This is a genomic window from Paenibacillus lupini (genome assembly GCF_011761355.1).
In the GTDB taxonomy this organism is placed as follows: Bacteria; Bacillota; Bacilli; order Paenibacillales; family Paenibacillaceae; genus Pristimantibacillus; species Pristimantibacillus lupini.
This window is the reverse complement of the sequence record NZ_JAASRW010000003.1, coordinates 708,316-731,390: the sequence shown is the minus strand read 5'-3', so window position 1 is coordinate 731,390 and position 23,075 is coordinate 708,316. Positions and strand designations below refer to the sequence as shown.

The 23,075-nt window shown below is 51.0% G+C and carries 19 protein-coding genes; 9 read left to right on the top strand and 10 right to left on the bottom strand.

The window, feature by feature from the left end:
- Positions 1–114: 114 nt before the first annotated feature.
- Genes FHS17_RS12870 through FHS17_RS12840 form a run of 7 tightly spaced genes read left to right on the top strand, consistent with a single transcriptional unit; the run spans position 115 to position 7,268 of the window.
- Positions 115–1,692 (top strand): extracellular solute-binding protein, encoded by a 1,578-nt coding sequence (locus FHS17_RS12870; RefSeq protein WP_208420339.1) that lies wholly within the window; start codon positions 115–117, stop codon positions 1,690–1,692.
- Positions 1,693–1,724: 32 nt separating this feature from the next.
- Complete coding sequence (locus FHS17_RS12865; protein WP_167278789.1) at positions 1,725–2,630, top strand: ABC transporter permease; 906 nt, start codon at positions 1,725–1,727, stop codon at positions 2,628–2,630.
- A complete protein-coding gene (locus FHS17_RS12860; protein ID WP_167278788.1) occupies positions 2,630–3,520 on the top strand; it encodes a carbohydrate ABC transporter permease in 891 nt (296 codons plus the stop codon). The genes FHS17_RS12865 and FHS17_RS12860 overlap by 1 nt, the downstream gene beginning before the upstream one ends.
- Before the next feature lie 6 nt (positions 3,521–3,526).
- A complete protein-coding gene (locus tag FHS17_RS12855; RefSeq protein ID WP_341805823.1) occupies positions 3,527–4,477 on the top strand; it encodes a sugar phosphate isomerase/epimerase family protein in 951 nt (316 codons plus the stop codon).
- Positions 4,477–5,154 (top strand): hypothetical protein, encoded by a 678-nt coding sequence (locus tag FHS17_RS12850; protein WP_243865313.1) that lies wholly within the window; start codon positions 4,477–4,479, stop codon positions 5,152–5,154. The genes FHS17_RS12855 and FHS17_RS12850 overlap by 1 nt, the downstream gene beginning before the upstream one ends.
- Positions 5,151–6,233, top strand: coding sequence for a Gfo/Idh/MocA family protein (locus tag FHS17_RS12845; protein ID WP_167278787.1), 1,083 nt, complete (start codon positions 5,151–5,153; stop codon positions 6,231–6,233). Before FHS17_RS12850 ends, FHS17_RS12845 begins: the two co-directional genes overlap by 4 nt.
- A 39-nt stretch (positions 6,234–6,272) precedes the next feature.
- Positions 6,273–7,268: a Gfo/Idh/MocA family protein gene (locus FHS17_RS12840; RefSeq protein WP_167278786.1), complete on the top strand. Its 996-nt coding sequence runs from the start codon at positions 6,273–6,275 to the stop codon at positions 7,266–7,268.
- A gap of 62 nt (positions 7,269–7,330) precedes the next feature.
- Here the strand turns inward: FHS17_RS12840 and guaA are convergent, their stop codons facing one another.
- From guaA to FHS17_RS12790, 10 genes are all read right to left on the bottom strand, one after another.
- On the bottom strand, positions 7,331–8,866 hold the full coding sequence (guaA, locus tag FHS17_RS12835) for a glutamine-hydrolyzing GMP synthase (RefSeq protein WP_167278785.1): 1,536 nt from the start codon (positions 8,864–8,866) through the stop codon (positions 7,331–7,333).
- Between the two features lie 118 nt (positions 8,867–8,984).
- Positions 8,985–9,851, bottom strand: a complete 867-nt coding sequence (locus FHS17_RS12830) for a polysaccharide deacetylase family protein (RefSeq protein WP_167278784.1) — start codon at positions 9,849–9,851, stop codon at positions 8,985–8,987.
- Positions 9,852–10,266: 415 nt separating this feature from the next.
- On the bottom strand, positions 10,267–12,741 hold the full coding sequence (locus FHS17_RS12825) for a DUF4129 domain-containing transglutaminase family protein (protein WP_167278783.1): 2,475 nt from the start codon (positions 12,739–12,741) through the stop codon (positions 10,267–10,269).
- Complete coding sequence (locus tag FHS17_RS12820; protein ID WP_167278782.1) at positions 12,741–14,234, bottom strand: DUF58 domain-containing protein; 1,494 nt, start codon at positions 14,232–14,234, stop codon at positions 12,741–12,743. Before FHS17_RS12820 ends, FHS17_RS12825 begins: the two co-directional genes overlap by 1 nt.
- Positions 14,231–15,256: an AAA family ATPase gene (locus tag FHS17_RS12815; RefSeq protein ID WP_167278781.1), complete on the bottom strand. Its 1,026-nt coding sequence runs from the start codon at positions 15,254–15,256 to the stop codon at positions 14,231–14,233. Before FHS17_RS12815 ends, FHS17_RS12820 begins: the two co-directional genes overlap by 4 nt.
- Positions 15,257–15,330: 74 nt before the next feature.
- Positions 15,331–16,617 (bottom strand): polysaccharide deacetylase family protein, encoded by a 1,287-nt coding sequence (locus tag FHS17_RS12810; protein ID WP_167278780.1) that lies wholly within the window; start codon positions 16,615–16,617, stop codon positions 15,331–15,333.
- Between the two features lie 142 nt (positions 16,618–16,759).
- Positions 16,760–17,227: a thioredoxin-dependent thiol peroxidase gene (gene bcp / locus FHS17_RS12805; protein WP_167278779.1), complete on the bottom strand. Its 468-nt coding sequence runs from the start codon at positions 17,225–17,227 to the stop codon at positions 16,760–16,762.
- A gap of 49 nt (positions 17,228–17,276) precedes the next feature.
- Positions 17,277–18,068 carry an ABC transporter permease gene (locus FHS17_RS12800; protein WP_167278778.1) on the bottom strand — a complete coding sequence of 264 codons (792 nt, stop codon included), beginning with the start codon at positions 18,066–18,068 and terminating at the stop codon, positions 17,277–17,279.
- A gap of 6 nt (positions 18,069–18,074) precedes the next feature.
- The gene (locus FHS17_RS12795) at positions 18,075–18,869 is read right to left on the bottom strand and encodes an ABC transporter permease (protein ID WP_167278777.1); all 795 of its coding nucleotides are present in this window, start codon (positions 18,867–18,869) and stop codon (positions 18,075–18,077) included.
- Positions 18,866–19,948 carry an ABC transporter ATP-binding protein gene (locus FHS17_RS12790; protein WP_167278776.1) on the bottom strand — a complete coding sequence of 361 codons (1,083 nt, stop codon included), beginning with the start codon at positions 19,946–19,948 and terminating at the stop codon, positions 18,866–18,868. Before FHS17_RS12790 ends, FHS17_RS12795 begins: the two co-directional genes overlap by 4 nt.
- A gap of 247 nt (positions 19,949–20,195) precedes the next feature.
- Between FHS17_RS12790 and FHS17_RS12785 the strand changes: the two genes are divergently transcribed.
- Both FHS17_RS12785 and FHS17_RS12780 read left to right on the top strand, forming a co-directional pair.
- The gene (locus FHS17_RS12785; protein ID WP_167278775.1) at positions 20,196–21,248 is read left to right on the top strand and encodes an LCP family protein; all 1,053 of its coding nucleotides are present in this window, start codon (positions 20,196–20,198) and stop codon (positions 21,246–21,248) included.
- A 510-nt stretch (positions 21,249–21,758) separates the two neighbouring features.
- Entirely contained in the window at positions 21,759–23,069 is a 1,311-nt protein-coding gene (locus FHS17_RS12780; protein ID WP_167278774.1) for a glutamate-1-semialdehyde 2,1-aminomutase, read from the top strand.
- Positions 23,070–23,075: the final 6 nt, after the last annotated feature.

Here is a 23,075-nt window from a genome sequence, read left to right as displayed (position 1 = left end):
GCCATTTCTGCTCTTTTGTATAGGCCGCGGAAACTTGTAAATTGTCTCGCCTCACTCACTCAGGCTATAACGTAATTGCAACTCCAAATCTTATGGCGAGGTGAAAAAAGGTTTATGAGAAAAAGAGCGTTGAGCTACGCGTTGTTGGCCACCATGTCTATCGGCTTTCTGGGCGGGTGTTCGTCCGGAAGCGGAAACGAAGCTGATGGCGCGGCGTCCGCAGATGCGGGCAAGCAGGTAACCTTAAAGGTCGGCATTTTTGACCGCGGGAATGCTCCTGCGGGGTACACAGCTACGGATAACTATTGGACGGACTACGTCCAAAAAAATTTCGGCGATCCCAACCACATTAAAGTTGAGTTTGTCCCGATTCCGCGCAACGATGCCTCCGACAAAGTCAACGTCATGATGACTAGCGGCGATGCGCCGGATATCGTATTCGCCAGCACCAATGTACTAACGCCTTATGGTTACGCCAAGGATGGCGGTCTGCTACCGCTCGATTCACTTATCGACCAATATGGTCCGAACCTTAAAATGTATTTGGGAGACGCTCTGGACGTCGGCAAGGTTGACGGGGTGCAATATTCGATTCCCGGACGCCGCGTCAACACAGGCAAATACGAAAACCTGATCCGCAAGGACTGGCTGGACAAGCTTGGTCTGCCGATGCCGCAATCCACGGAGCAGGTGTATGAAACGCTGAAGGCTTTTAAAGAAAAAGATCCAGGACAAACGGGCGGTAAAGTGATTCCTCTCGGCTTGTCTCTGACGCCAGCCTCCCTTGAACCAATCGTCTGGTCATTCATTCAGGACGGTCTTACTGACGAACAGCGCTACACCCTGTCGGAAAATCTCGGTTATCCGCTGCTGCTGCCTGGACATAAAGACGCAGTGAAGTTTTTGAACAAGCTCTACAATGAAGGCCTCGTCAGTCCCGATTTTGCGCTTGATAAAGATGAAAAACAGGTCTTCCAGGATGTCATGAACGGAAAAGTCGGCATGTACAGCGATAACTTGGGCAATGCCTACACGGACAATCCCGGCATCGCCAAGCTGCTGACTCAAAACATTCCGGGTGCGAATCTAGTTCCTGTTGACCCTTATACCAACAATGCCGGCAAACACTTGAAACCGGAATATGATCCTACAGGTTTCTTCCTAATGGTTCCGGCTTCCAGCAAACGCGGCGTTGAGGCCATCAAATATCTGGACTGGATGGCTCAGCCGGACGTGCTCTTAACGCTGATGAACGGCATCGAAGGCGAAGATTATACGCTGGTGGACGGTTTGCCGCAGCGCACGCAAGCGGAAGAAACCAGCAAGCGGATGTTTAATTCCGCTGATATGGCCATGATTACGCAGGGCGAGGATTTCGGCAGCAACGAGAAAAACTGGGCCGCGGCCGCGGCTGCCGTACCTGAGCAATTTCGGCAGAGTGTGATTGACGCTTACAAAATGTCGCTGACCGACACAACTCGTTATGCCAACTTCACCACGCCGATCGAAGCGGAAAACAAATATATGCCGGCGCTGAGAGACATATATGACCAACTTATCGTGAAAAGCATCATGGCCAAAGCTGCAGACTTCGACAAGGTTTACGAGGATCTCCTTAAAGATTATATGGCAAGCGGCGGGGATGCCATTGTTAAAGAACGTACAGAAGCCTACAAAGCAATGGCGAAATGACAGCTATCTAATCAAACATTTGGAGGCTTGGAATGAAACAACTGTGGCTTTACTTTTTGCGAAATTGGCAATTGTATGTCCTGCTGCTTGGTCCGGTCGCCTACTTTCTAGTCTTTAAATACGGCCCGATGTACGGCATCCTGATTGCTTTTCAAGATTTCAATCTTTTCAGAGGGGTTATGGGCAGTCCCTGGGTCGGGTTCGACGTGTTCCGCGAGGTTTTTGACATGAGCGCCTTTTATAAGGCGCTCCGGAACACTTTTATGTTGAATCTGACGGACCTGCTTTTTTCGTTCCCTGCCCCTATTCTGCTTGCGCTTCTTCTTAATGAGCTTAGCCGGGCAAGGTTCAAAAAATGGGCCCAAACCATCTTGTATCTGCCTCATTTTTTATCCTGGGTCATTATCGGCGGCATCATGCTTCAAGTCTTCGCTACCAATACAGGGATTGTTAATCTGCTACTGGGACATCTGGGCATTGATCCGATTCCGTTTCTGACCAATAAATACAACTGGCTGATCACCTACCTGGTTGTAGGGGTGTGGCAAAGCGCAGGTTGGGGGACGATCATTTATCTGGCGGCCATTACTGGCATCAATTCCGAGCTTTATGAGGCTGCGGCCGTGGATGGAGCGGGTCGTTTCCGGAAAATGTGGTCCATTACGCTGCCGGGCATCCGGCCGACCGTTGTGGTGCTGCTTATTCTCAAGATCGGGGAAATCGTGCAAATCAGCTTTGACCGGCCGTATGTCATCGGCAATGTAACCGTTCTGGATTTCTCGGAAGTAATAAGCACGTTTGTATATAAGACCGGGGTTCAAACGGCCGACTTCTCCCTCGCAACAGCCGTGGGGCTGTTCCAGGCCGTAGTAGGCATCATTCTGCTGCTTGGAGCAAACCGGATCGCCAAGAAAATAACGGGTAACGGAGTGTTCTGATGAAAGCTATAAACCCTAAACGGACCGTTTCATCTGAAGCAGGTGTATTCGAACTCATTAATACGGTGATCATCGCTGTGCTGGTCATATTGTGCCTAGCCCCTTTGCTTCATATCGCCTCCATGTCGCTTAGCTCCAACCGGGCTATTCTTTCCGGAGAGGTAACCGTGTTCCCACTCGAAATCAATTTCGAGGCCTATCAGAAAATTTTTCAGGATGCTTCCATGATTCGTTCGCTCCTGCTGTCGTTAGGATTGACGGCGAGTTATACCGCCTTGTCCATGCTGATGACCGTGTTTGCCGCTTATCCGCTCTCCAAGCGGCTGAAGGGCGGAAAGTATGTGATGTTCCTTATCGTATTTACGATGTTTTTCAGCGGCGGCACCATTCCGGATTATTTGCTGATCCGGGGCCTGCATTTGACCAATCATCTCGGATCATTGCTGCTGCCTACGATGATTAATCCGTTTTTTATGATCATTCTTATTACTTTTCTTCGTTCACTGCCCAGTGGGCTGCTTGAAGCCGCCGAAATAGACGGCAGCAGTCATTTCCATACCCTGACTCGGATTGTCCTGCCGCTTTCGCTGCCGGCGCTGGCTACGCTGAGCTTATTTTACGCTGTGGGCCGCTGGAACGGGTTCATGGACGCATTGATGTACATTACGGATCCGAAGCTGTACCCCATTCAGCTAAAGCTGTATCAGGTTGTCATGAACAGCATGACCAACGATCCTTTGTCGATGCAGGGCGATCAGGTCGTTTCCGTATTGCCCGAAAGCATCAAAGCGGCAAGCATTATGTTTGCCACGGTGCCGATTCTACTTGTTTATCCCTGGCTGCAAAAATATTTTATCTCCGGCGTCATGATCGGGGCCGTAAAGGAGTAGCGCAAAGTGAGGAACAAAGGCGACTTTTCATTTTCTACTTGCTGGAACATCAAGAAGCATCGGAATGGCAGGGCGATGCTGGAAGAAATTATCGAGCTCGGCTTCCAACATGTCGAGTTGAATTATAACGTCACGCGGGAGCACCTGACCACGATCGAACCGATGATCGAAAGTGGCACCATCGGCGTATCCAGCGTCCACCATGCTTTTCCGTTCATTGACGACAAGGATTTCGACACGGATTCGCCCATGCTTGGTTATGAAGATGAGGAGAAACGGAGACGGGCGGTTGATCTGCTTAAGCAATCCGTTGAATATGCCGTCCGCTACGGCGCGAAAGCTGTCGTGGTACATCCCGGTGAGGTCGTGTTTCAAGGCAACATCGACGCCCGGCTTAAAGAGATTTACAAGAACCAGGGCAGAGACTCGGAGGCTTACGCTGCCCTCTGGACAACGATGCTGGAGCAAAGGCAAAACCAGGCTCCGCAGAACCTGGAACGCATTCATCGCAGCCTGGAGGAGATCAGTGAATTCATCGGGCATAAAGGCTACAAGGTAGCCATCGGCATTGAGACCAGGGCACGCTGCTACCAGATTCCGACGCTGCGCGAGGCCGAGTGGCTGACCAGCCGCCTGAAGGGTAGTCCTGTCGGGCTTTGGTACGATATCGGCCATGCCATGATGATGGACCGCATGGGGCTGTACGAGAACCTGCGCGACCTTCAGGAGCTTGATATCCCTCTCGCCGGCGTACACATTCATGAAACGATCGGTCTTTCGGATCATTGGTGTCCTTATGTCCACAGCGAGAATGACGATTTCGATGTTTTCCTGGATACGATCCATAAGGCTCCTGTCCGGGTTTACGAGCTGAAATCCGCTTGTATGCCTGAGGAAATTGAACAAAGTCACAACCAAATCATTAACAAATTACTTATTATGGAGGGTCAAGCCTGATGATGAATACGGAGTGGATTTCCAAATACGCGCCTTATATTTATTTTGACAACAACGAACCTTTCTTCCCTGTCCGTGTCGGCGTTACCGTGCTGGAGGAAGCAGGTCCTTCTCCTTCTACGCGCAGAACCTTTGCTTTCGACGAGCCGGGCCTTAAGTATATTATCGAGTACGCCATTTATTGGGATTACGATATTCAGCACCTGTACGAGCTGGAGCATGTATGGGTTTATGTGGGGCAAAACGACGATGTCATTGATTGCGACGCCAGCTTCCACGGCAGACATTTCAAAGGACTTCTGCATGACCGCAGCAACCTGGTTGACGGCACCCATGTTAAGCTGTACTCCCAGCCGGGCAAACATGCCTTCCTGCCTCAGGCGGACATATTTTATCTGCTGCCGGAGTTAATGACCGCAACGGATGAATATGCGGGAAGACGCGGTCTGCTGATTACCGGTCCGTTCGACGGGGTATATTCGACGGATGACGAAACGGACCGCAAAGTAGAGCTTTATTTGCAGAGCTTCCGATTCAAACCTGCCATGGAATTCAGGGAATACCGCATTGATCCGGCGCTTTACACCACTTGGGAGCAGCTTCATGCTGAGGTCCCCGTCCGAATTAAGGAGAGACTGGCTGAAATTGATGAATTCCTGGGGGGAAAAGAGAAATGAACAGACAATTAAAGGTCGGAATCATTGGCTGCGGAGCTATCGCATTTGGCAAGCATTTGCCTAACTTGAGCAAACAAGAGGCCGTTGCCATTACGGCTTTCGCGGATATTGTGACCGAGAAAGCCCAGCAGGCTGCTGAAAAATTCGGAACGACGGACGCTAAAGTTTACAGCGATTACCGGGAACTGCTGGCGGATTCCTCCATCGACGTTGTGCATGTTTGTACGGCAAACGATGCCCATGCCGAAATTTCCATCGCTGCACTGGAAGCAGGTAAACACGTGATGTGCGAAAAACCGATGGCCAAAACCGCTACCGATGCCCGCCGTATGGTGGAGGCCGCCAAACGTACAGGCAAAAAACTGACCATCGGCTTTAACAATCGGTTCCGGCCGGACAGCCAATTTTTGAAGCAGGTTTGCGACAACGGCGATCTCGGCGACATTTATTTCGCCAAAGCCCACGCGCTGCGCAGACGGGGCGTTCCGACTTGGGGTGTTTTCCTCGACAAGGACAAGCAAGGCGGCGGCCCGCTTATCGACATCGGTACCCATGCGCTGGATCTGACGCTGTGGCTAATGAACAATTACGAACCCAAGGCAGTCTTGGGAACTACTTATCAAAAGCTGGCTAACCGCAAGGGATCGGCTAACGCAGGCGGAGCTTGGGATCCTGGCAAATTTACGGTAGAGGACTCGGCGTTTGGCATGATCGTCATGAAAAATGGCGCTACGCTGATGCTGGAGTCCAGCTGGGCACTGAATATGCTGGATACACGCGAAGCGTTATACACGCTTTGCGGCACGGAAGGCGGTGCAGATGTAAAAGAGACACTTCGGATTAACGGCGAAAAATACGGCCGCCTCTACGCCAATAGCATCCAATTCGACGTCAAAGGCGCGGATTTCTTTGACGGACGCAAGGAAAGCATGCATGAGCGGGAATGCCGGATGTGGATCGAAGCAATCCTGAACGATACGGAACCGGTCGTATTACCTGAGCAAGCCTGCGTAGTCTCGGAAATTATCGAAGCTATTTATGAATCCAACCGTACCGGCGAGGCCATTTATTTCGATTGATAGAGCTGATAGAGCCCTGCCATAAGGAGGTTTTAAGAGATGATCAATGTAGCTATATTGAGCTTTTGGCATGTCCATGCCAAGGATTACGCATTGCAGGCCGAGCAGCATCCTGAGATGGTGATCAAAGCGATCTGGGACGAGGACCCAGACCGCGGAGCCATGCAGGCAGAAGTACGGCAGGTGCCCTTCTATGCGGATTTGGAGGAACTGCTAGCCAATCCGGAAATTGATGCCGTTATTGTCACGACTCCAACTTCGATGCACTGGGATGTGATCTCGGCGGCGGCTCGAGCCGGCAAACATATTTTTACCGAAAAAGTACTCGCCGCAACCAATCGGGAAGCCCAAGAAATTGTGGACTCCGTGCAAAAAGCGGGCGTCAAGCTGACCGTTTCCCTCCCCCGGCTGAACACCCCTTTTGCCCAAGCCGCTCAGGAAGTGGCCGCCAAGGGACTGCTCGGCAGACTTACACAGGTCCGGGTAAGAATGGCGCACAAAGGGGCGTTGTCGGAAACGGGATTGCCTCCTTACTTCTACAGCCTAGAGCAATGCGGAGGCGGTGCCATGATTGACCTGGGCTGCCATCCGATGTATTTGACTCGCTTGTTGCTCGGCATGCCGAAGAGCATCATCTCAAGCTACGGTTATGTGACAGGGAGAGAAGTGGAAGACAACGCCGTCGCCGTATTGGGTTATGCGGACGGAGCTGTGGGCATCGTCGAAACCGGCTTTGTGAATCCGCTGTCCCCGTTAACGCTTGAAGCGCACGGCACGAAAGGAAGCATGGCCTTCAGCCTGCAAAATCGGAAGCTGATTGTGGCCAGCGTGGACAACGGAGACCACCCGGTGATAGAGTGGCCGCTGCCGGATGCCCTGCCTTCGGATCTAGAGCAATGGGCTTCTCATATTCAGCAGAATACGATAAACACGCAAAATCTGGAGATGGCTCTTGACCTGTCCCGTCTCATGGAAGCCTCCAACCTCTCAGCCAAACTTGGCAAAGCGGTAGAGCTTTCGCAGCTGCAGGCGTAGCTACCAGTCACTTTAAACAGCAAAGAAGCCGGGAATTACTCCCGGCTTCTTTGCTGTTTGGTTTATTCCCACTCGATTGTTGCAGGTGGTTTCGACGTTACGTCGTAAACGATACGGTTAACGTTGTCTACTTCGTTAACGATACGAACGGATATTTTTTCAAGAACGTCCCACGGAATACGAGCCCAGTCAGCTGTCATGCCGTCGATGGACGTTACGGCACGGATGCCGACAGTGTACGAATACGTACGAGCGTCACCCATAACGCCAACGGATTTCATGCCAGGCAGAGCTGTGAAGTACTGCCAAATTTCACGATCAAGACCTGCTTTGATAATCTCTTCGCGCAGAATCGCATCGGATTCGCGAACGATGTGCAGCTTGTCTTCTGTTACTTCGCCCAGTACACGGATCGCAAGACCTGGACCTGGGAACGGTTGACGCCATACGATCTCGGAAGGCAGACCACACTCTTCGCCGACTTTACGAACTTCGTCTTTGAACAATGCTTTAAGCGGCTCAACGAGCTTGAACTTGATATCTTCAGGCAATCCGCCAACGTTGTGGTGGGATTTGATCGTTTGAGCTGTAGCTGTACCACTCTCTACGATATCGGTGTAGAGTGTGCCTTGTGCCAGGAATTCGAAGTCATCGAACTTCGCGGATTCTTCTTGGAAGACGTAGATGAATTCGTTACCGATGATTTTACGTTTTTGCTCAGGGTCATCGACGCCTGCCAATTTGCCCATGAAGCGGTCACGCGCATCGATTTTCACAACCTTCATGTCGAACTTGCCAACGAAGGTTTCCATAACGCCTTCTGCTTCGCCTTTACGCAGCAGACCATGGTCGATGAACATACAAGTCAATTGATCGCCGATTGCTTTGTGAAGCAGAATCGCTACAACGGAAGAATCAACGCCGCCGGACAAAGCGCAAAGCACTTTTTTATCGCCAACTTCGTTACGGATTTCTTGGATCGTATCTTCGATGAACGATTCCATCGTCCAGTTGCCTTCGCAACCACAGATATTGTACAGGAAGTTACGGATCATTTCGTTGCCATACACGGAGTGACGAACCTCTGGATGGAATTGTACCGCATAGAATTTACGATCAGGATTACTCATTGCTGCGATTGGCGCATGCTCTGTGCTTGCGTCGACGCGGAAGCCCACTGGCGGCTCGACAACAAGGTCACTATGGCTCATCCATACTGTTTGAGTTGCTTCAAGGCCTTCTGCCAAATGGCTGCCTGCTGCGAAGTCAACTTCTGCTTTACCGTACTCGCGTTTGCCTGCACGCTCAACTTTACCTTCGAGCTGATGAGACATCAGCTGCATGCCGTAGCAAATACCAAAGATTGGCACTCCAAGATCGTAGATCGCTGGATCAACGAGCGGAGATTTTTCTTCATAAACGCTTGCCGGTCCTCCCGAGAATACGATACCTTTCGGTTGTAGTTCACGGATCCGTTCTACCGACGTGTTAAATGGCAGCAGTTCGCTGTAAACGCCCAAGTCGCGAATGCGGCGTGCGATCAGCTGGTTGTATTGTCCTCCGAAGTCGAGAACAATGATAATTTCATTCTTGTTCATTACCGAGCCTCCCTCAATTAATGTAGTAATTATATATATAGCCCTTCGGACGAGTCAAGGTAGGGGAGCAGGGCAAAACTCGATTTATGTCGGCTAGAGTTGACGATATTCCGAACTCCTACTGCAAATGAATGAGATCCGGTACAGTTACGAACTCCAAGTTCTTTTTCTTCAGTTCAGCAATCACGCGGTGAAGAGCTTCGACCGACCCTGTCAGGTCCTCCCCATCACCACCTGCGGAATGCTGCAAAATAATGCTGCCAGCCTTAGTCGCATCCATAATATTGGTATACACTTCGTCTGCACTTAGGCCTTTCCAATCCAGGGAATCCACGTTCCAATTGATGATTTTTTTCTCCATGCTGGCAAGCCATTCAATCTGATTCTCCGTAACGCCGCCGTAAGGTGGTCTTGTAAGCGAAGGCCGGTGGCCGATATACGTTTGGATAAGCTTGTCGGTACGGTCAATTTCATCCCGGAAATCCTCATCGGACAGTTTCAAATAATTCGGGTGGCTGTAGGAATGGTTGCCGATGGCATGTCCTTCATTCACTATCCGCTGGAAAATATCCGGATTCGCTTCAATCCGGTTACCCACGACAAAAAAAGTCGCATGAACACCTGCTTTTTTCAGTTCATCGAGCACCAGCGGGGTAAAAGTCTCATCCGGGCCGTCATCAAAAGTAAGAGCAACTCGTTTCTCCTTGGAGCTGCCCTGCAGCAAAAAAGTGCTTTTATATTTCTCGCGTAATTCCGCGAGCGTCAGAGGCTCCTCTTTGCGGACCGCTTTTTCCGAACCATCAACCAACTCAGGGGTATCATCATTCTCCTCTATTTGAATCGGCACTCCCTCTTCATCCGAGTAAGCATTAGGCTGTGGAAGCGGCTCTCCTTGATTATGCTCATTTCCCGAGTGACTGCCGCATCCCGCTGCCGCAAGTGCTAACATGCCGCCTATCATAAAAATCGCTAACCCTCTAATCATGGAAGATCCCCCTTCTGTACGTAGTTGTGTCGTAGTTTTCCATTTTATTAGAATGGCAACTGGCGGGGAGTCTATGCATAATAGACAAAAAGCCCATACCTTGCATATTTCCATGCAGTCCAAAGCTCCAAGTCGCCTCTTTAGAGTATTTAAGGTTCCCTAGGGACTTTAAACAGCAAGCTTGCTCCTTCTTTCTCACCTTTAGGATCCCTCAGGGACCTTAACTCCCTTATTCCTGCTCTCTTCAGCGCACTAAGCCGCCTCTTTGCCGGATTTAAAGTCCCTTAGGGACCTTAAACTCCAAGCTTGCTCCCTTTTTCTCACCTTTAGAGTCCCTCAGGGACATTAACCTCCTTATTCCTGCTCTCTTCAACGCAAAAAGCCCGTCCCCCATCAATCAGGGGACGGGCTTGTGTTATTCGGCAGCTTGAACGGCAGCCGATGTGCCGGTGATGCGAGGCTTGCCGAGCAGCGCTTGAATCGCGGTGGCAAGCTCCTCCGGAGGCGGGGCTTGCCAGTCGCCCCGCTGCCCGAATCTGGCGGCATCGTCCCAAGCGATGAACCGCCTGAGCGCATCGGCGCGCGCGCCGGGTATCGACGCCGATACGGCGTCCGCGTATTCGCGCGCGGTGTGCTGCGGCGGCCGCACAAGAATGCGGCGGCCGAGCAGTACCCAAGTCGCGGCGGACACTGCCGCGAACTGCTCTTGCACGGCGGCGGCGCGGCCAGCGGCATGCGCCGCCTGGTACCGGCGCAGCGCCAGCGCGAGGCGCAGCCGCTTGCGCTGCGCCGCTGCCGCCAGAGCGGCCGCGAGCACCAGCGCGGCCGCGCCTGCGGCGGCTATGGCGGCGGGCGAAGCCGCCGCCGCACCGCTTGCGGCGCTCTGCGCCGCCTCCGCGAGGACATCCGCCCCTCGCGTCACGGCCGAGGCTGCGCGTTCCGCAGCAGCCTGGGCCCGCGCCAGCATGCCGTCAGTTCCGGCATGCTCTAGCGCAGAAGCATCGGCATTACCCGCCGATGCCACCCCATCCGACGCCGCGTTAATTCCGGCGTCGGCATCCACAGGCCCCATACCGCCGGCAAAGCCTGGCGTTGGATCAAACGGCACCCAGCCTACACCGGGAAAGTACGCCTCTACCCAAGCGTGCGCATCCTTGGCACGCACATTGTAGAGAGTCCCGGCTGCGCTGGTCTCTTCGAAGCCCGCCGTAGATACCGGCGTGCCAGACACAAAACCTTTTACCCATCTCGCAGGAATGCCTTCCTCTCGAAGCAGGACAACCATTGCGCTTGAAAAATGAACGCAATAACCGCGTTGCTGCTCAAACAAGAAGTAATCGACGAAATCTGCTCCCTTAGGCGGAACCGCGCTGTCGAGCGAATAATTGTAGTTGTTTTTCAAATACTGCTCTACCGCTTTAACCCGGTCGTATTGGCTCGTGATGCCCGCTCCGGCAATCTCATCCGCTAATGCCTTTACACGACTTGGAATGGAATCGGGCAGCTGCAAATACTCCGAGAGATCTGCTTCATCCGCCGCTGTATTCAGCGCCGCCGTATTTCCTTCGAAGGTTGAGCGGTCCGAGCTGCGGAGTACAGATACATCGGTAACCGGAAGCCTGCTCTCAACGGTATACCGCTCTACCTTCGCCTCTTTATCTGCGGCGTACAGCGTATCGGCCAGCTCATCTTCGACATACGTGCTTAACTGCCGATTTGGATCAATCGCAGACAAGCTTACAACCCGCCCCGAGCTTCCTGCGAAAAAGAGCGGCAGCCCTTGTGCAGCCGAAGGCTCTTTCATCACAACAGTCTGCTTAATGACCTGGTTACCCGAATCGGTGCTGACAGCAACCTCCGATGGCTTATCGAGCTTATCGCCGTTTTCTACCGGATGCAGCACTTTCCCGCTCCAGCTATTGTTCCAGCCGCGACCGTCATAAATGGATTTGGATTCACCCCGCCAGTAGGTCTGAACCGGGGAAAAACCATTAAACACAACCGTATCATCCGGCGTGATAGACGCACCAAGTTCACTATCGTCAAAGCCATACCCCGTGAGTGAAAGTTTTTGGCCCGCTGTGCCGGCTGCTGCCTGCATTGCTGCGGAGTAATCTGCTTTGCCAAGCTCAACCATCGCCTCTTCGAGACGATTCGCTGCGGTTACCGTCCATGCAGCTGGCTCTGTTTGCCTTGGCTGGCCGCTCGATATCAGCATGCCGATACCTACACATAGCAGCACGAGAAATTCACCTGCTGCAAGCCATTTCGGATGAATCTGCCGATCGTACTCACTGCTGCCGCCATGCAGACGTTTGACCCTGGCAATGGTGACAACAGCCCCTAGCAGCAGTCCTTCCGCAGACGTACGCAGCAAGCCATCAAAAACATCCATCCCTACCCATATATGCAGCGTCAGCAAGTAGGCCGCGGTAATGGCGGTCAGCCCCAAGGCTACCTGCCTCATCCATACCAGTGCCTGCAAAGCAGGAGCCAGCATCGCCCAGCCCACGAACAACAGCAATGTCCTTAGTTCATTACTCATTGTCCACATGCCGTAGGTAAACAGCTGCTTGATATCCTCCACAAGCAGTTGCGGATAATGAACCAGCCATTGCAGGGCGTTCTGGTCGTCCCCTTTAAATAAAAGCATAAGGGTGATTAGGCATAATACGCCATTCATCAGCAGCGACATATACCAAGCGGGGCGGAAAAGGCCCGCTATCATCACACAGCCTACAACGACAAGAAGTGGACCAACCTGGTACACATCCGCCCATTCCCCGTAACGGAGCCATGGAAGCATCCATTCCGCTAATAAGCCAAACAGCAGAACCGTTGTCAGCAGTCGGAAGCCAAGCGAGCCGTTCTCATGATTGATCCCTCGCATTACTTGCCGCCTCCTTCCACCACTTGCGGCTGCTGGTTCATCTGCTCTGGATAAGCAAGCCAGTTCAGAACCATCCCTGCCTGCTCGAGTTGCCTTTGCTGCTCACGCATCGCATAGGTCAACACCAACTGCTTCGTGACCAAATGCAGCTCCAAGCGACAACCCTGTTCGGCAGCATAAGCAGCGAGCTGGGTCCAGCTTTGACTGTTTTTCCAATCTGCCGTAAAAACATGGATCATCCCGCCCGGCTTCAATCCGCCAAGCTCTGACCGCAAGTTCTCTGCTGTGACAACCGTACTGGTAAGCGTCAGCTTAGCCAGCCGCTCCAAATGAGCTTTTGTCTGCTGGGATAAGCTTCCCCGCCGTGCATTCTCTTTTCGCGACGACTTGGCTTTTGCCTCAGTATCCTTCTTTGGTTGTTTCGCTGCACCTGCTGTCGCTGTGATCAGCCTTACTTCGCTGCCTTCTGAAGCTGCTCGCTCTATGGCACGGGCTGTCCACCCGAGACAGGCATCAAACAGACGACCATCCTGACTGTAGGCGGCACCAAAGGTATCCGCAATGACGATCACTTCTGCCGGCTGTTCGAGCATATGCTGCTTCGTGAACATGCCACGTCCTTTGGCTGCGGCACGCCAATTGATATGTCGAAGAGAGTCCCCTTCGCGGTAAGGCCTGCTGTCTGGCCCAATCCCTGATTGCTGAATCAGCTTATCCACCACAGATTCGCTGATCTCTCCACTATCACTTATATAGGCTGACGATGAATCGCCAGATAGCTGCTCAGCTATCGCTCCATGTAATCGCCCCGCGCGTTTTCCGATCTCTTCCGGCAGCGCAGGAAATGCAAGCAGCACACCCGGACATGCCAGTTTGCGATGAATGGCCGTAAGGCCCAGCCAATCACCAACGGTTACCGTTACCTGATCGAACTGATGCTCTCCACGTCTGACTGCAAGCATGGAGTAGTTGATTTGCACCTCTTTTTGAAACAAAGGCATAACAATATAGCGATAATCCAGACGTGTCTTCTCTTTCGAGCTCGTATTCACCATGCCATCATGAACAGCCAGCCAGGCAAACGGCATCGCGGCAGATCGCTTTATCGTAAGCTGAACATCTGCCTTACCGCCGTCCTTCACCTGCTGGACCTGAATGGTCCGGCTGATGGAAAGACCAATTATTGAAAGTAATGGCAACGCAATCGAAATGATCGGCAATAAGCTGAGCACAATCAGCAGATACATTTCCACAGCCCCGCCCTTGGTAAGAACAGCTGCCAAGCTTACAGACCAGCCTATCGCTATGATCAGCCATGCTACCCACCTCGTGCGGTAATACAGCTTACCTGTTTTCTCAAACAATGGGATTTGATCATCTAACTGCGGCTGCGATACGTTCTTTGAAAAAGCACCTGCCTGACTTCCCTGCGTCTTATGCCCTTGAGAGGTATCCGTTACTGCCAGATCCGAATCATTCCGCTGCGCCTTCATCTGTGTCTCCCTGTCATAGAGGCAGGAGCAATCGATGCCGGCAGCGGTGTAGTTCGCATAATACGCGTTAACGCTTCTGACGCTCTTCTTCCACCAGCAGCTATTCCGTTCAGACGATGCGTCAGAACAACCTCCCCAGTTGCAAACAGATCATCCGGCAGCACATACCGTCTGCCTTCTACATAGGCTCTGGCTTGCGCTGCACGCAGCCAATCCCGTCCCGCACGGGGGCTTAAGCCTAGCTCCAGCTCAGGTGCACGTCTAGTCGCATCAGTCACTTTTGCCATAAATTCGAGCAGTCCTGGATGAACATGACCGAGGCGTGCTTCGCGCTGCATCCGCAGCCATTCCTCCAGCATAAGCACTGGCCGCAATTGATGAGGCTCGGGTCTTGAGCCAACCGCATACTGCTCCAGCATCCTCGCTTCATTCTCCATAGACGGATAACCGATGGACAGCCGCATCATGAAACGATCCAGCTGTGCTTCCGGCAGCGTATTCGTTCCTTCATAACTTAATGGATTTTGCGTCGCAATTAATACAAACGGCTCAGGCAGCTTGCGCGTCTCTCCCTCAATACTGATGCGCCGCTCCTCCATCGCCTCCAGTAGAGCAGACTGCGTACGTGGTGAAGTACGGTTGATCTCGTCTGCAAGGACAATATTGGCCATAATTGGCCCTGGCCGATAGACAAGCTCACTGATCCGACTGTCCCAGACCGAGCCGCCAATTACGTCGGCAGGCAGCATATCCGAAGTGAACTGGATCCGCTTGAACTCACCGCCAAGAACACGAGCACAAGCGCTGGCCAGCATCGTTTTCCCCACTCCGGGAACATCCTCCAGCAGCACATGACCACCAGCTAGCATAGCTGTGATTAGATGGGTAACCGTTTCTTTTTTTCCTAGCAAAACATGATCTATTCTATGAATAAGTCTCTGCAGCAGCACCTGCGGTGGTTCCGGCCATGGCTGAGCTTCCTGTCTCCCGGGCGACGATCCTTCGAATTTTGGCGCTATCATCTCTTCTATTCAACCTCCTGAAAAATAGCTTCTCTATCTTTCAGTATCGCCACGCGCCGCTATATTTAGACCTGCTAGATGGAGATAGAGTCTGCCCAAATCTCTCTTTTATCCGTCGTAATCGTAATTTTGCTAATCCTATAATTAAACTGCTGCAGCGTATCCCTAAGCGGTACCATAACCCGGCTCGGGAACGATAGTCCGCTTCCTCCCACCTCAGCTGCTGTCCAGCTCACGCTTTGGTTATTAACCATAGCCTCAACAATGCCGTTTGAGACGTCCAATCGAATAATGCCTGTCAGTCCTGTCACCAATTGACGAAGAGGGACTTCAATGGTTCCATTACTCATTCTGTAGTCAGCTGGGGCAAAATCAATCTCATAATCGCCCGCATGAACAACCAAGCTTTGTTGGTTTGGTGCTTCTACAATTGTTCTTGTTCGTGCCATATATTGAACGAGGGTCTGCAACTCAGCTTCCGTAACCTTCGGACGTTTCCATTTGATAGACTCCGCGAGCCGGAACTGAATAGGCTTCACTTGGTCGGACAAGACGGCGAATTGATACCCTTTCTTTTTGAAAAAAGCAATCACTTCCGGCAAAGCCTTCACCGATTCTCCGTGAATGGAGCTGTCATGCATGAGTACAACAACTTTGCTGGATAACCTCGAGCCTTCAACCGTACTTATAATTTCTTTTGCCGGGACATTCAGCCTCGTCGAATCCCCGCTGTCTACATTCCAGTCGTTCACGATATAACCTGCCTTCGCAAGCGCGTCAAAATAGCCTTGGTCGAAGTTCCCAAACGTCCCACCCGGCGCACGAACCAGATTCGTTCTTACTCCTATTGCTTTATAGATCGCATCATCGGTATCCATAATCTGCTTGGCGAACGTCCCGAAGCTGCTGTACAGCTCTGCATATACATGATCATACGAATGATTGCCGATCGCATGGCCCTCTTGCACAACCTGCTTAGCGATAGTCGGATAACGCTTTACCTCTTTGCCCAGCATAAAAAAAGTCCCCTTCACACCTTCCCTCTTCAGGATCGCAAGCACCTGCTTCGTCTTCTCGCTTGGCCCATCGTCAAAGGTCAGATATACGATTGGCTTGACCTTGTCCGAAGCTTGTACGACTTCTGTGCTAGAATCAGCTAACTGATTTAATAGAGTGAGGTTACCTTCCCCTGCAGCTAAATTTTCTGTTACTATCGAACGCCCGGCAGCAGTTGCTGTCTCACTCGATAAACCTGCAAATGCCGCTTCACGAGCCGCCTCTCCTCCATTTACCACACCAATCCCTAGCAGCCCAAACCATACAATAAACAAACATAACCCCGTCTGCTTCACCAAGCGCATGAATCTGCCACCCTTCTCTATTCTCGTAATCGATCTAATAGAGTATATGAGCGGCAAATCTAGCAAATGCCCAGTGGATCATATTTGTTTGTTACGTGCTGCAACAAAAAAAGCGAGCCCATCAGGGCCCGCCTTCGATCTTTTATAGCTTTGCTGCCTCATCCGCTACCTGCTGGACATGGCCTTTAATCTTCACGCCGCGCCACTCGCGGACCAGTTTGCCTTTCTCATTGATGAGAAAGGTTGAGCGGACAACGCCCATGTATTCGCGGCCGTACAGTTTCTTCATCTGCCATACGCCGTATTTCTCGCATACCTTGTGTTCTTCATCCGAAAGCAGCAGGAACGGCAAGCCCTGCTTGCCGATAAACTTCTCATGCGACTTAACCGGGTCCGAGCTGATGCCCAGCACAACTGTATTACTGTCTGCCATTGCCGGATACGCATCACGGAAATCACAAGCCTGCTGCGTACAAGTCGGTGTATTATCCTTCGGATAGAAGTAAATGACGACCTTTTTCCCGCGGTAATCACTTAGCTTAACCGTTTCTCCGTTTGATGCCGGCAGCTTAAAATCCGGCGCCTTCTTGCCAACCTCGATTGCACTCATTGTTACTTTCCTCCAATACCTCTCCCAACCTGCTGCTCTTAGCTTCTGACTACGAACCCGCCCCGCGGTAACGCTTCACGCCATGATTCCAAATGATAAGACCAAGCGTGAATACGATAATCCCCATAACAGGCGTAAACCAAGCCAGCTGCGACAAGTCATCCGTTTTCTTCTCCAAGAAATACGAAGCCGGTATAACACCAACAAAGGCAAAAGGCAGCAGCCAGGTCAAAACAAAACGAATCGTTTTATTATAAATGTTAACCGGATATCTTCCATAGTTCTGAACGTTATAAATTAGCGGAACGATGCCCGTTGGCGCATCCGAAAAGAACGATATCGCCGACAGCGCCGTGTAGATGCCTGCATACACAAGCACGGCACCAAGCACGAACAGGAGCATAATCAGCACGTAGTACCAATGGAAAGCTAGTCCAAGATCATTCCAGCAGACAGCCATAATGACCGCCCCAACAACCGAACCAATCAGGGATGGCGGATCAACGTTCTCCAGCAATACCTGAAACAGGTTATGAGCCGGCCGAGTTAGAATCCGGTCCATCTCGCCTTTCACAATATACCGTTCACTGAAGTTCCACATCCCAAAGAAAGTCGAGAATAAGCCATACGGGATCATAAAGAAGCCGTAAACAAAGATGACTTCGGACTCCGTCCAGCCGCCAAGCGTTGGCGTGTGCTGGAACACGACCAGAATAAAGACCAGGTTCATCCCTTGGAACATCAAGTCCGAGATAACCTCTACCCAGAAGTCAGCACGGTAAGTCAGACGAGTCTTCGCATAGTTTTTAATGTATTCCCAGAACAACACTGCATACAGCATCTAGAATTAACCTCCTTGCACGAACAGCCGCTTACGGGCCGCCCGCCAAGTAAACATGATAGGCACAAGCAAAATAAGGAACCATAACGCCTGCAGCCCCAGAACACCCCAAGCCTCACTCATCGGGGTACGTCCTGTAAATACCGCACTTGGTAAATACGTAATCGCCTGAAAAGGCAGCCATTCCATCGTCGCCTTCAGCCACCCCGGGAAGAAAGCGATCGGAATGAGGACACCGGAGAACAGGTCAACAAGGACCCGCTTCATCCGCATCATGCCCTCGTTATTTTCCACGAAGAATGCCGCAAGGCCCGTCAGAATGTTAAGCTGCGAATTGATAAACAGACTAAACATCAGCATGACGAAATAGATAATCCATACGGCTGGATCCTTCGGGAGCTTGACCGGGAAGAGCAGACAGACGATAACTAAACCTGGCCCCATAAAGAGAATGAGGCGGAACAAGCCTTCGCCAAGTCCCTGCATCATTTTCACAACAAGGTACGAGTATGGCCGGATAAGCTGCATCGCAATACTGCCGTCCCGGACATCATTTGCAATCTCGCGGTCTAGGTTATTGAAGTAAAACGCGCGGGCCATCCAGGATACCGCAATGTACGTCGTCATTTGAGCTAATGTAAAGCCTTGAAGTGTCTCTGCTGAGCCAAAGATCGCCTTCCACAAGAAATAATAAGCGCCAATATTGATGGCATAGATAATAATGCCGCTGTAATAATTGACGCGATAAGCCAGCATCGTTAGAAACCTGATTCGGATAAAATCTACGTATGCGCTCATCATCGGAGAGAAGTCTCCTTCTCAGGCTCTACCTCAGCCTCCTGCTTGGGGGAGTCCGTTTCAAGCAGCGTTGCAGCGGCTGACGCTGAAGCCGAACCGGAGCGATAAATTTCACGAACGATATCGTCAGTGTTCGTCTCGAGGATCTTAATATCGCGGATATCCGCCCCGCCAACTACCATGCCAAGCGCATCAGATACATTAATCGTATGCGGCAGCCACATGGAAGCCCCCTGCTCGTTCATTGTCCAGGTGACATCAAGACCTGCTGTCAGCAGCTGCAGCTTTGTCAGAGGGGTTACAGTACCGAATTGGAATTGAATTTCGCGCCCCTTGCTCCAACGATTCTTCAGTTCTTCAAGACCACCATCATATATAATGCGGCCGTCATCCAACATAATGACACGGGAACATAACGCTTCAATATCCTGCAGGTCATGGGTGGTCAGCAGTATAGTTGTGCCTTCCTCACGGTTTAGTTCCTTCAGAAACTCACGAATTTCTGTCTTCACCACGATATCCAGACCAATCGTAGGTTCATCCAGAAACAAGATCGACGGATTATGAAGCAGTGAAGCAACCAGCTCACAGCGCATCCGCTGGCCAAGACTCAGTTTACGGACCGGACGGTTCAGCAGCTCACCTAGATCAAGGCGCTCCACCAGGTTGTCCAATCTTTTGCGGAAATCCTGTTCGGATACCCGATATACTTTACGCAGCAACTGGAAAGACTCAATAACACCGATATCCCACCACAGCTGGGAACGCTGCCCGAAGACAACACCGATCCCTCCTACAAATTTCTCACGGTCTTTGAACGGCACGTATCCATTTACCTTCAGCTGTCCCGCTGTCGGGACCAGAATACCGGTAAGCATCTTGATCGTAGTTGACTTGCCTGCACCATTCTCACCAATATAACCACAGATCTCGCCTTGTGGAATTTGGAACGAAATATCTTTAACGGCTGTAACCTCGTTATATTCACGTTTGAACAGGTCTTTTAGTGCGCCGGACAAGCCTTCTCTGTTCTTTTGCACTTTAAACTGCTTTCGCAGATCTTTGACATCAATCGCTAACATAAGCTTTAAATAATCTCCTCTCCGTTTACAACGGTCGACATTTCCCGAGGAATTATGAGTTTTTTCCAAGGGAAACGATAAAACTTGCTTCTATCTATCGTTCCGCTTTATAATTTTATGATATGTAATATTACATTAGTTATTGTTGTGCGTAAATGGCAGGCATCTTAGGTTAATCAGATCGCCTGTCTCATTTGGGTTTACACCATTTTGCAGGAGAGTTGCTGAAAGGAGCACTACTACAGTCATGGCTACACAAGCAAAAAAGAAAAGAAAACCTTGGAAATGGGTTCTCAGCGGTTTTCTCGTAGTTATAGTCCTTGGCGTCGCTGCCTTAGTGTACTGGGGCACGGGCGTATACAATTCATTGGACAACTTCAGCAAGTCGAAGGAAGAATCCCGCTTCGGACAATTTAATAACGAAACCGTTGAACCACCTCCAAAATGGGAGGGTACAGAACGTGTTAACATCCTGCTGCTTGGCGGTGACGCCCGCGGCTTGGAAGAAAATCAGGTACCGCGTTCCGATTCAATCATGATCGCCTCCTTTGATCCGGTGACGAAGAAAGCTCATCTATTCTCCGTCCTGCGTGACACTTATATTGATATTGAAGGTCATGACAAAGGGCGTATCAATACAGCTATAACGCTTGGCGGACCACAGCTTGCAATGAAGACAGTTGGTGATCTGCTTGGCCTTGATATTCAGTATTATGTGTATACTGATTTCGAAGGATTCAAAGCCCTCGTCGATACGATCGGCGGCGTCTACTTCGATGTTGAAAAGGATATGCATTATACGGACAACGCGGATGAGAACAAATACGATATCGATCTGAAGAAAGGCTATCAGCTGCTTGATGGCGACAAAGCCTTGCAATACGTTCGCTTCCGTCATGACGCAATGAGTGACTTCACACGTACAGAGCGTCAGCGTGAGTTCTTAGGTGCTGTAGCTGATAAGCTTAAATCCGGCTGGAACATCGTTCAGATGAAAAAAATTCTGGACAGCGTATCCCCTTACATCGAGACGAACCTACAGGTTACCGATATGCTGAAGCTTGGCCAGCTTGGCGTTGAATCCCATCTGGCAGGTACGCAGCAAGTGCCTCCAATGGATAACATTGCGGAAGAGCATGTTGGTGGTGCATCCGTTCTTGGCGTTCGTGATCTGGATGAACTGAAAGCTTCGGTTCAAGATACACTCGCATCGGATGATACAGTAGCTCCTCCATCCACTTCGCCTGGTGCGGAGAACGGAACGGATGCAACAACTGATAACAGCAGCACAACACAATAAGATATAGCTTACTGAATAACTGAATAATAAAGGACCTCATACTCACGCTTAGCGGCGGGAGTTGAGGTCCTTTTGTTTATCGGTCAGGCTTTACATCCTGCAGTACTCGTCACCTCTAACCTGCCTATGTTGGATTTTGTACAGTGAAATGGCAACTCTATAGATAGAGTCCGCTCTATGTTGGAGATTGTCCAACAAAAACCGCCTCACTTGGACTTCTGGGGGTATAGCTGGATCATTTCATTGGATGGAATCCATTATAGCCAACCTTACCATTCTCAAAAACCCCTTTTGCTGGATGAAATCCAACCTAAGTAACGTCCGATACCTCTATACCTGAAATTGACCTCCGCCGCCATATAGCCTAGCCTGTTCATAGACAGAGGTAAGCACGGCACTTTGCTTTTTGCCCAGACTGCGCGATAATGGGGAGTGTCGATTTAAAAACCCTTAAGGCCGTTCGACCGATTAAGGATGGCTTACATATTTCTTATACGGAGGATTTATTCTATGTCTATGCAACGTACACGTTCAGAAGCGCTTTATGAAGAAGCGCTCAAGCATATTGTCGGAGGCGTTAACAGCCCTTCCCGCTCTTTCAAGGCAGTTGGTGGCGGCGCACCAGTATTTATGAAGCGTGCCGAAGGCGCCTACTTCTATGATGTTGACGATAATCGTTACATCGATTATTTGGCCGCATACGGCCCGATTATTACCGGACATGCCCACCCGCATATTACAGAGGCAATCGTTTGTGCCGCGCAAAACGGTACCCTATACGGTACGCCTACAGAGCTCGAAATCCAGATGGCCCGTATGCTGAAGGAAGCTATTCCTTCCCTTGATAAAGTACGGTTCGTCAACTCCGGTACGGAAGCGGTTATGACTACCATCCGTGTTGCACGTGCGTTCACGAAACGCAACAAGATCATTAAATTCGCTGGCTGTTACCATGGCCATTCCGATCTTGTACTTGTTGCAGCAGGCTCCGGCCCTTCTACGCTTGGCATTCCGGACAGCGCCGGTATTCCTACGAGCATTGCCCAAGAAGTGATTACCGTTCCCTTCAACAACCTGCCAGCCTTAAAAGAAGCTCTGGAACGCTGGGGCGATGATACAGCAGCTGTTATGATCGAGCCAATTGTTGGCAACTTCGGTATGGTTATGCCGGAACCTGGCTTCCTGGAAGGTGTCTGCAAGTTGACCCGTGAAGCTGGTGCACTCGTTATTTATGATGAAGTCATTACAGCCTTCCGCTTCCATTACGGTACGACTCAAACATTTAACGTATTCCCGGACTTCAAAGCGATTGAGCCTGACCTTACTGCTCTTGGCAAAATCATCGGCGGTGGTCTGCCGATCGGCGCCTATGGCGGCCGCAAAGAAATTATGGAGCAGGTCGCTCCGCTTGGCCCGGCTTATCAAGCGGGTACAATGGCGGGAAATCCAGCATCTATCTCGGCTGGTATCGCCTGTCTTGAAGTATTGCAGGAAGCTGGCATCTATGACCGTATGAATGATCTGGCAACGCTGCTGGCGGATGGTCTTCGTGCCTCTGCTTCCAAACATGGCATCCCACTTACGATCAACCAAATCCGCGGTTCGTTCTCGACGCATTTCTGTAATCATCCAGTTACCAACTATGATGAAGCGCAGGATACGAACGGCGATGTGTTTGGCCGCTTCTTCAAGCTGATGCTTGAACAAGGCATCAATCTAGCGCCTTCTAAATATGAAGCGTGGTTCCTGACAACCGCCCATACAAAAGAAGACATCGAGGTTACTCTCGCAGCCGCTGAGATTGCCTTCTCGAAGCTGTAAACTTAC

Excerpts from the sequence above, each read along its gene's own strand:
- FHS17_RS12815 (WP_167278781.1), bottom strand. The coding sequence starts at position 15,256 with ATGATAGCGCCAAAATTCGAAGGATCGTCGCCCGGGAGACAGGAAGCT.
- FHS17_RS12850 (WP_243865313.1), top strand. The coding sequence starts at position 4,477 with ATGATGAATACGGAGTGGATTTCCAAATACGCGCCTTATATTTATTTT.
- FHS17_RS12845 (WP_167278787.1), top strand. The coding sequence starts at position 5,151 with ATGAACAGACAATTAAAGGTCGGAATCATTGGCTGCGGAGCTATCGCA.
- FHS17_RS12810 (WP_167278780.1), bottom strand. The coding sequence starts at position 16,617 with ATGCGCTTGGTGAAGCAGACGGGGTTATGTTTGTTTATTGTATGGTTT.
- FHS17_RS12795 (WP_167278777.1), bottom strand. The coding sequence starts at position 18,869 with ATGATGAGCGCATACGTAGATTTTATCCGAATCAGGTTTCTAACGATG.
- FHS17_RS12840 (WP_167278786.1), top strand. The coding sequence starts at position 6,273 with ATGATCAATGTAGCTATATTGAGCTTTTGGCATGTCCATGCCAAGGAT.
- FHS17_RS12820 (WP_167278782.1), bottom strand. The coding sequence starts at position 14,234 with ATGAAGGCGCAGCGGAATGATTCGGATCTGGCAGTAACGGATACCTCT.
- FHS17_RS12865 (WP_167278789.1), top strand. The coding sequence starts at position 1,725 with ATGAAACAACTGTGGCTTTACTTTTTGCGAAATTGGCAATTGTATGTC.
- FHS17_RS12825 (WP_167278783.1), bottom strand. The coding sequence starts at position 12,741 with ATGCGAGGGATCAATCATGAGAACGGCTCGCTTGGCTTCCGACTGCTG.
- FHS17_RS12860 (WP_167278788.1), top strand. The coding sequence starts at position 2,630 with ATGAAAGCTATAAACCCTAAACGGACCGTTTCATCTGAAGCAGGTGTA.
- FHS17_RS12870 (WP_208420339.1), top strand. The coding sequence starts at position 115 with ATGAGAAAAAGAGCGTTGAGCTACGCGTTGTTGGCCACCATGTCTATC.
- FHS17_RS12800 (WP_167278778.1), bottom strand. The coding sequence starts at position 18,068 with ATGCTGTATGCAGTGTTGTTCTGGGAATACATTAAAAACTATGCGAAG.
- guaA (WP_167278785.1), bottom strand. The coding sequence starts at position 8,866 with ATGAACAAGAATGAAATTATCATTGTTCTCGACTTCGGAGGACAATAC.
- FHS17_RS12780 (WP_167278774.1), top strand. The coding sequence starts at position 21,759 with ATGTCTATGCAACGTACACGTTCAGAAGCGCTTTATGAAGAAGCGCTC.
- FHS17_RS12790 (WP_167278776.1), bottom strand. The coding sequence starts at position 19,948 with ATGTTAGCGATTGATGTCAAAGATCTGCGAAAGCAGTTTAAAGTGCAA.
- FHS17_RS12830 (WP_167278784.1), bottom strand. The coding sequence starts at position 9,851 with ATGATTAGAGGGTTAGCGATTTTTATGATAGGCGGCATGTTAGCACTT.
- bcp (WP_167278779.1), bottom strand. The coding sequence starts at position 17,227 with ATGAGTGCAATCGAGGTTGGCAAGAAGGCGCCGGATTTTAAGCTGCCG.
- FHS17_RS12785 (WP_167278775.1), top strand. The coding sequence starts at position 20,196 with ATGGCTACACAAGCAAAAAAGAAAAGAAAACCTTGGAAATGGGTTCTC.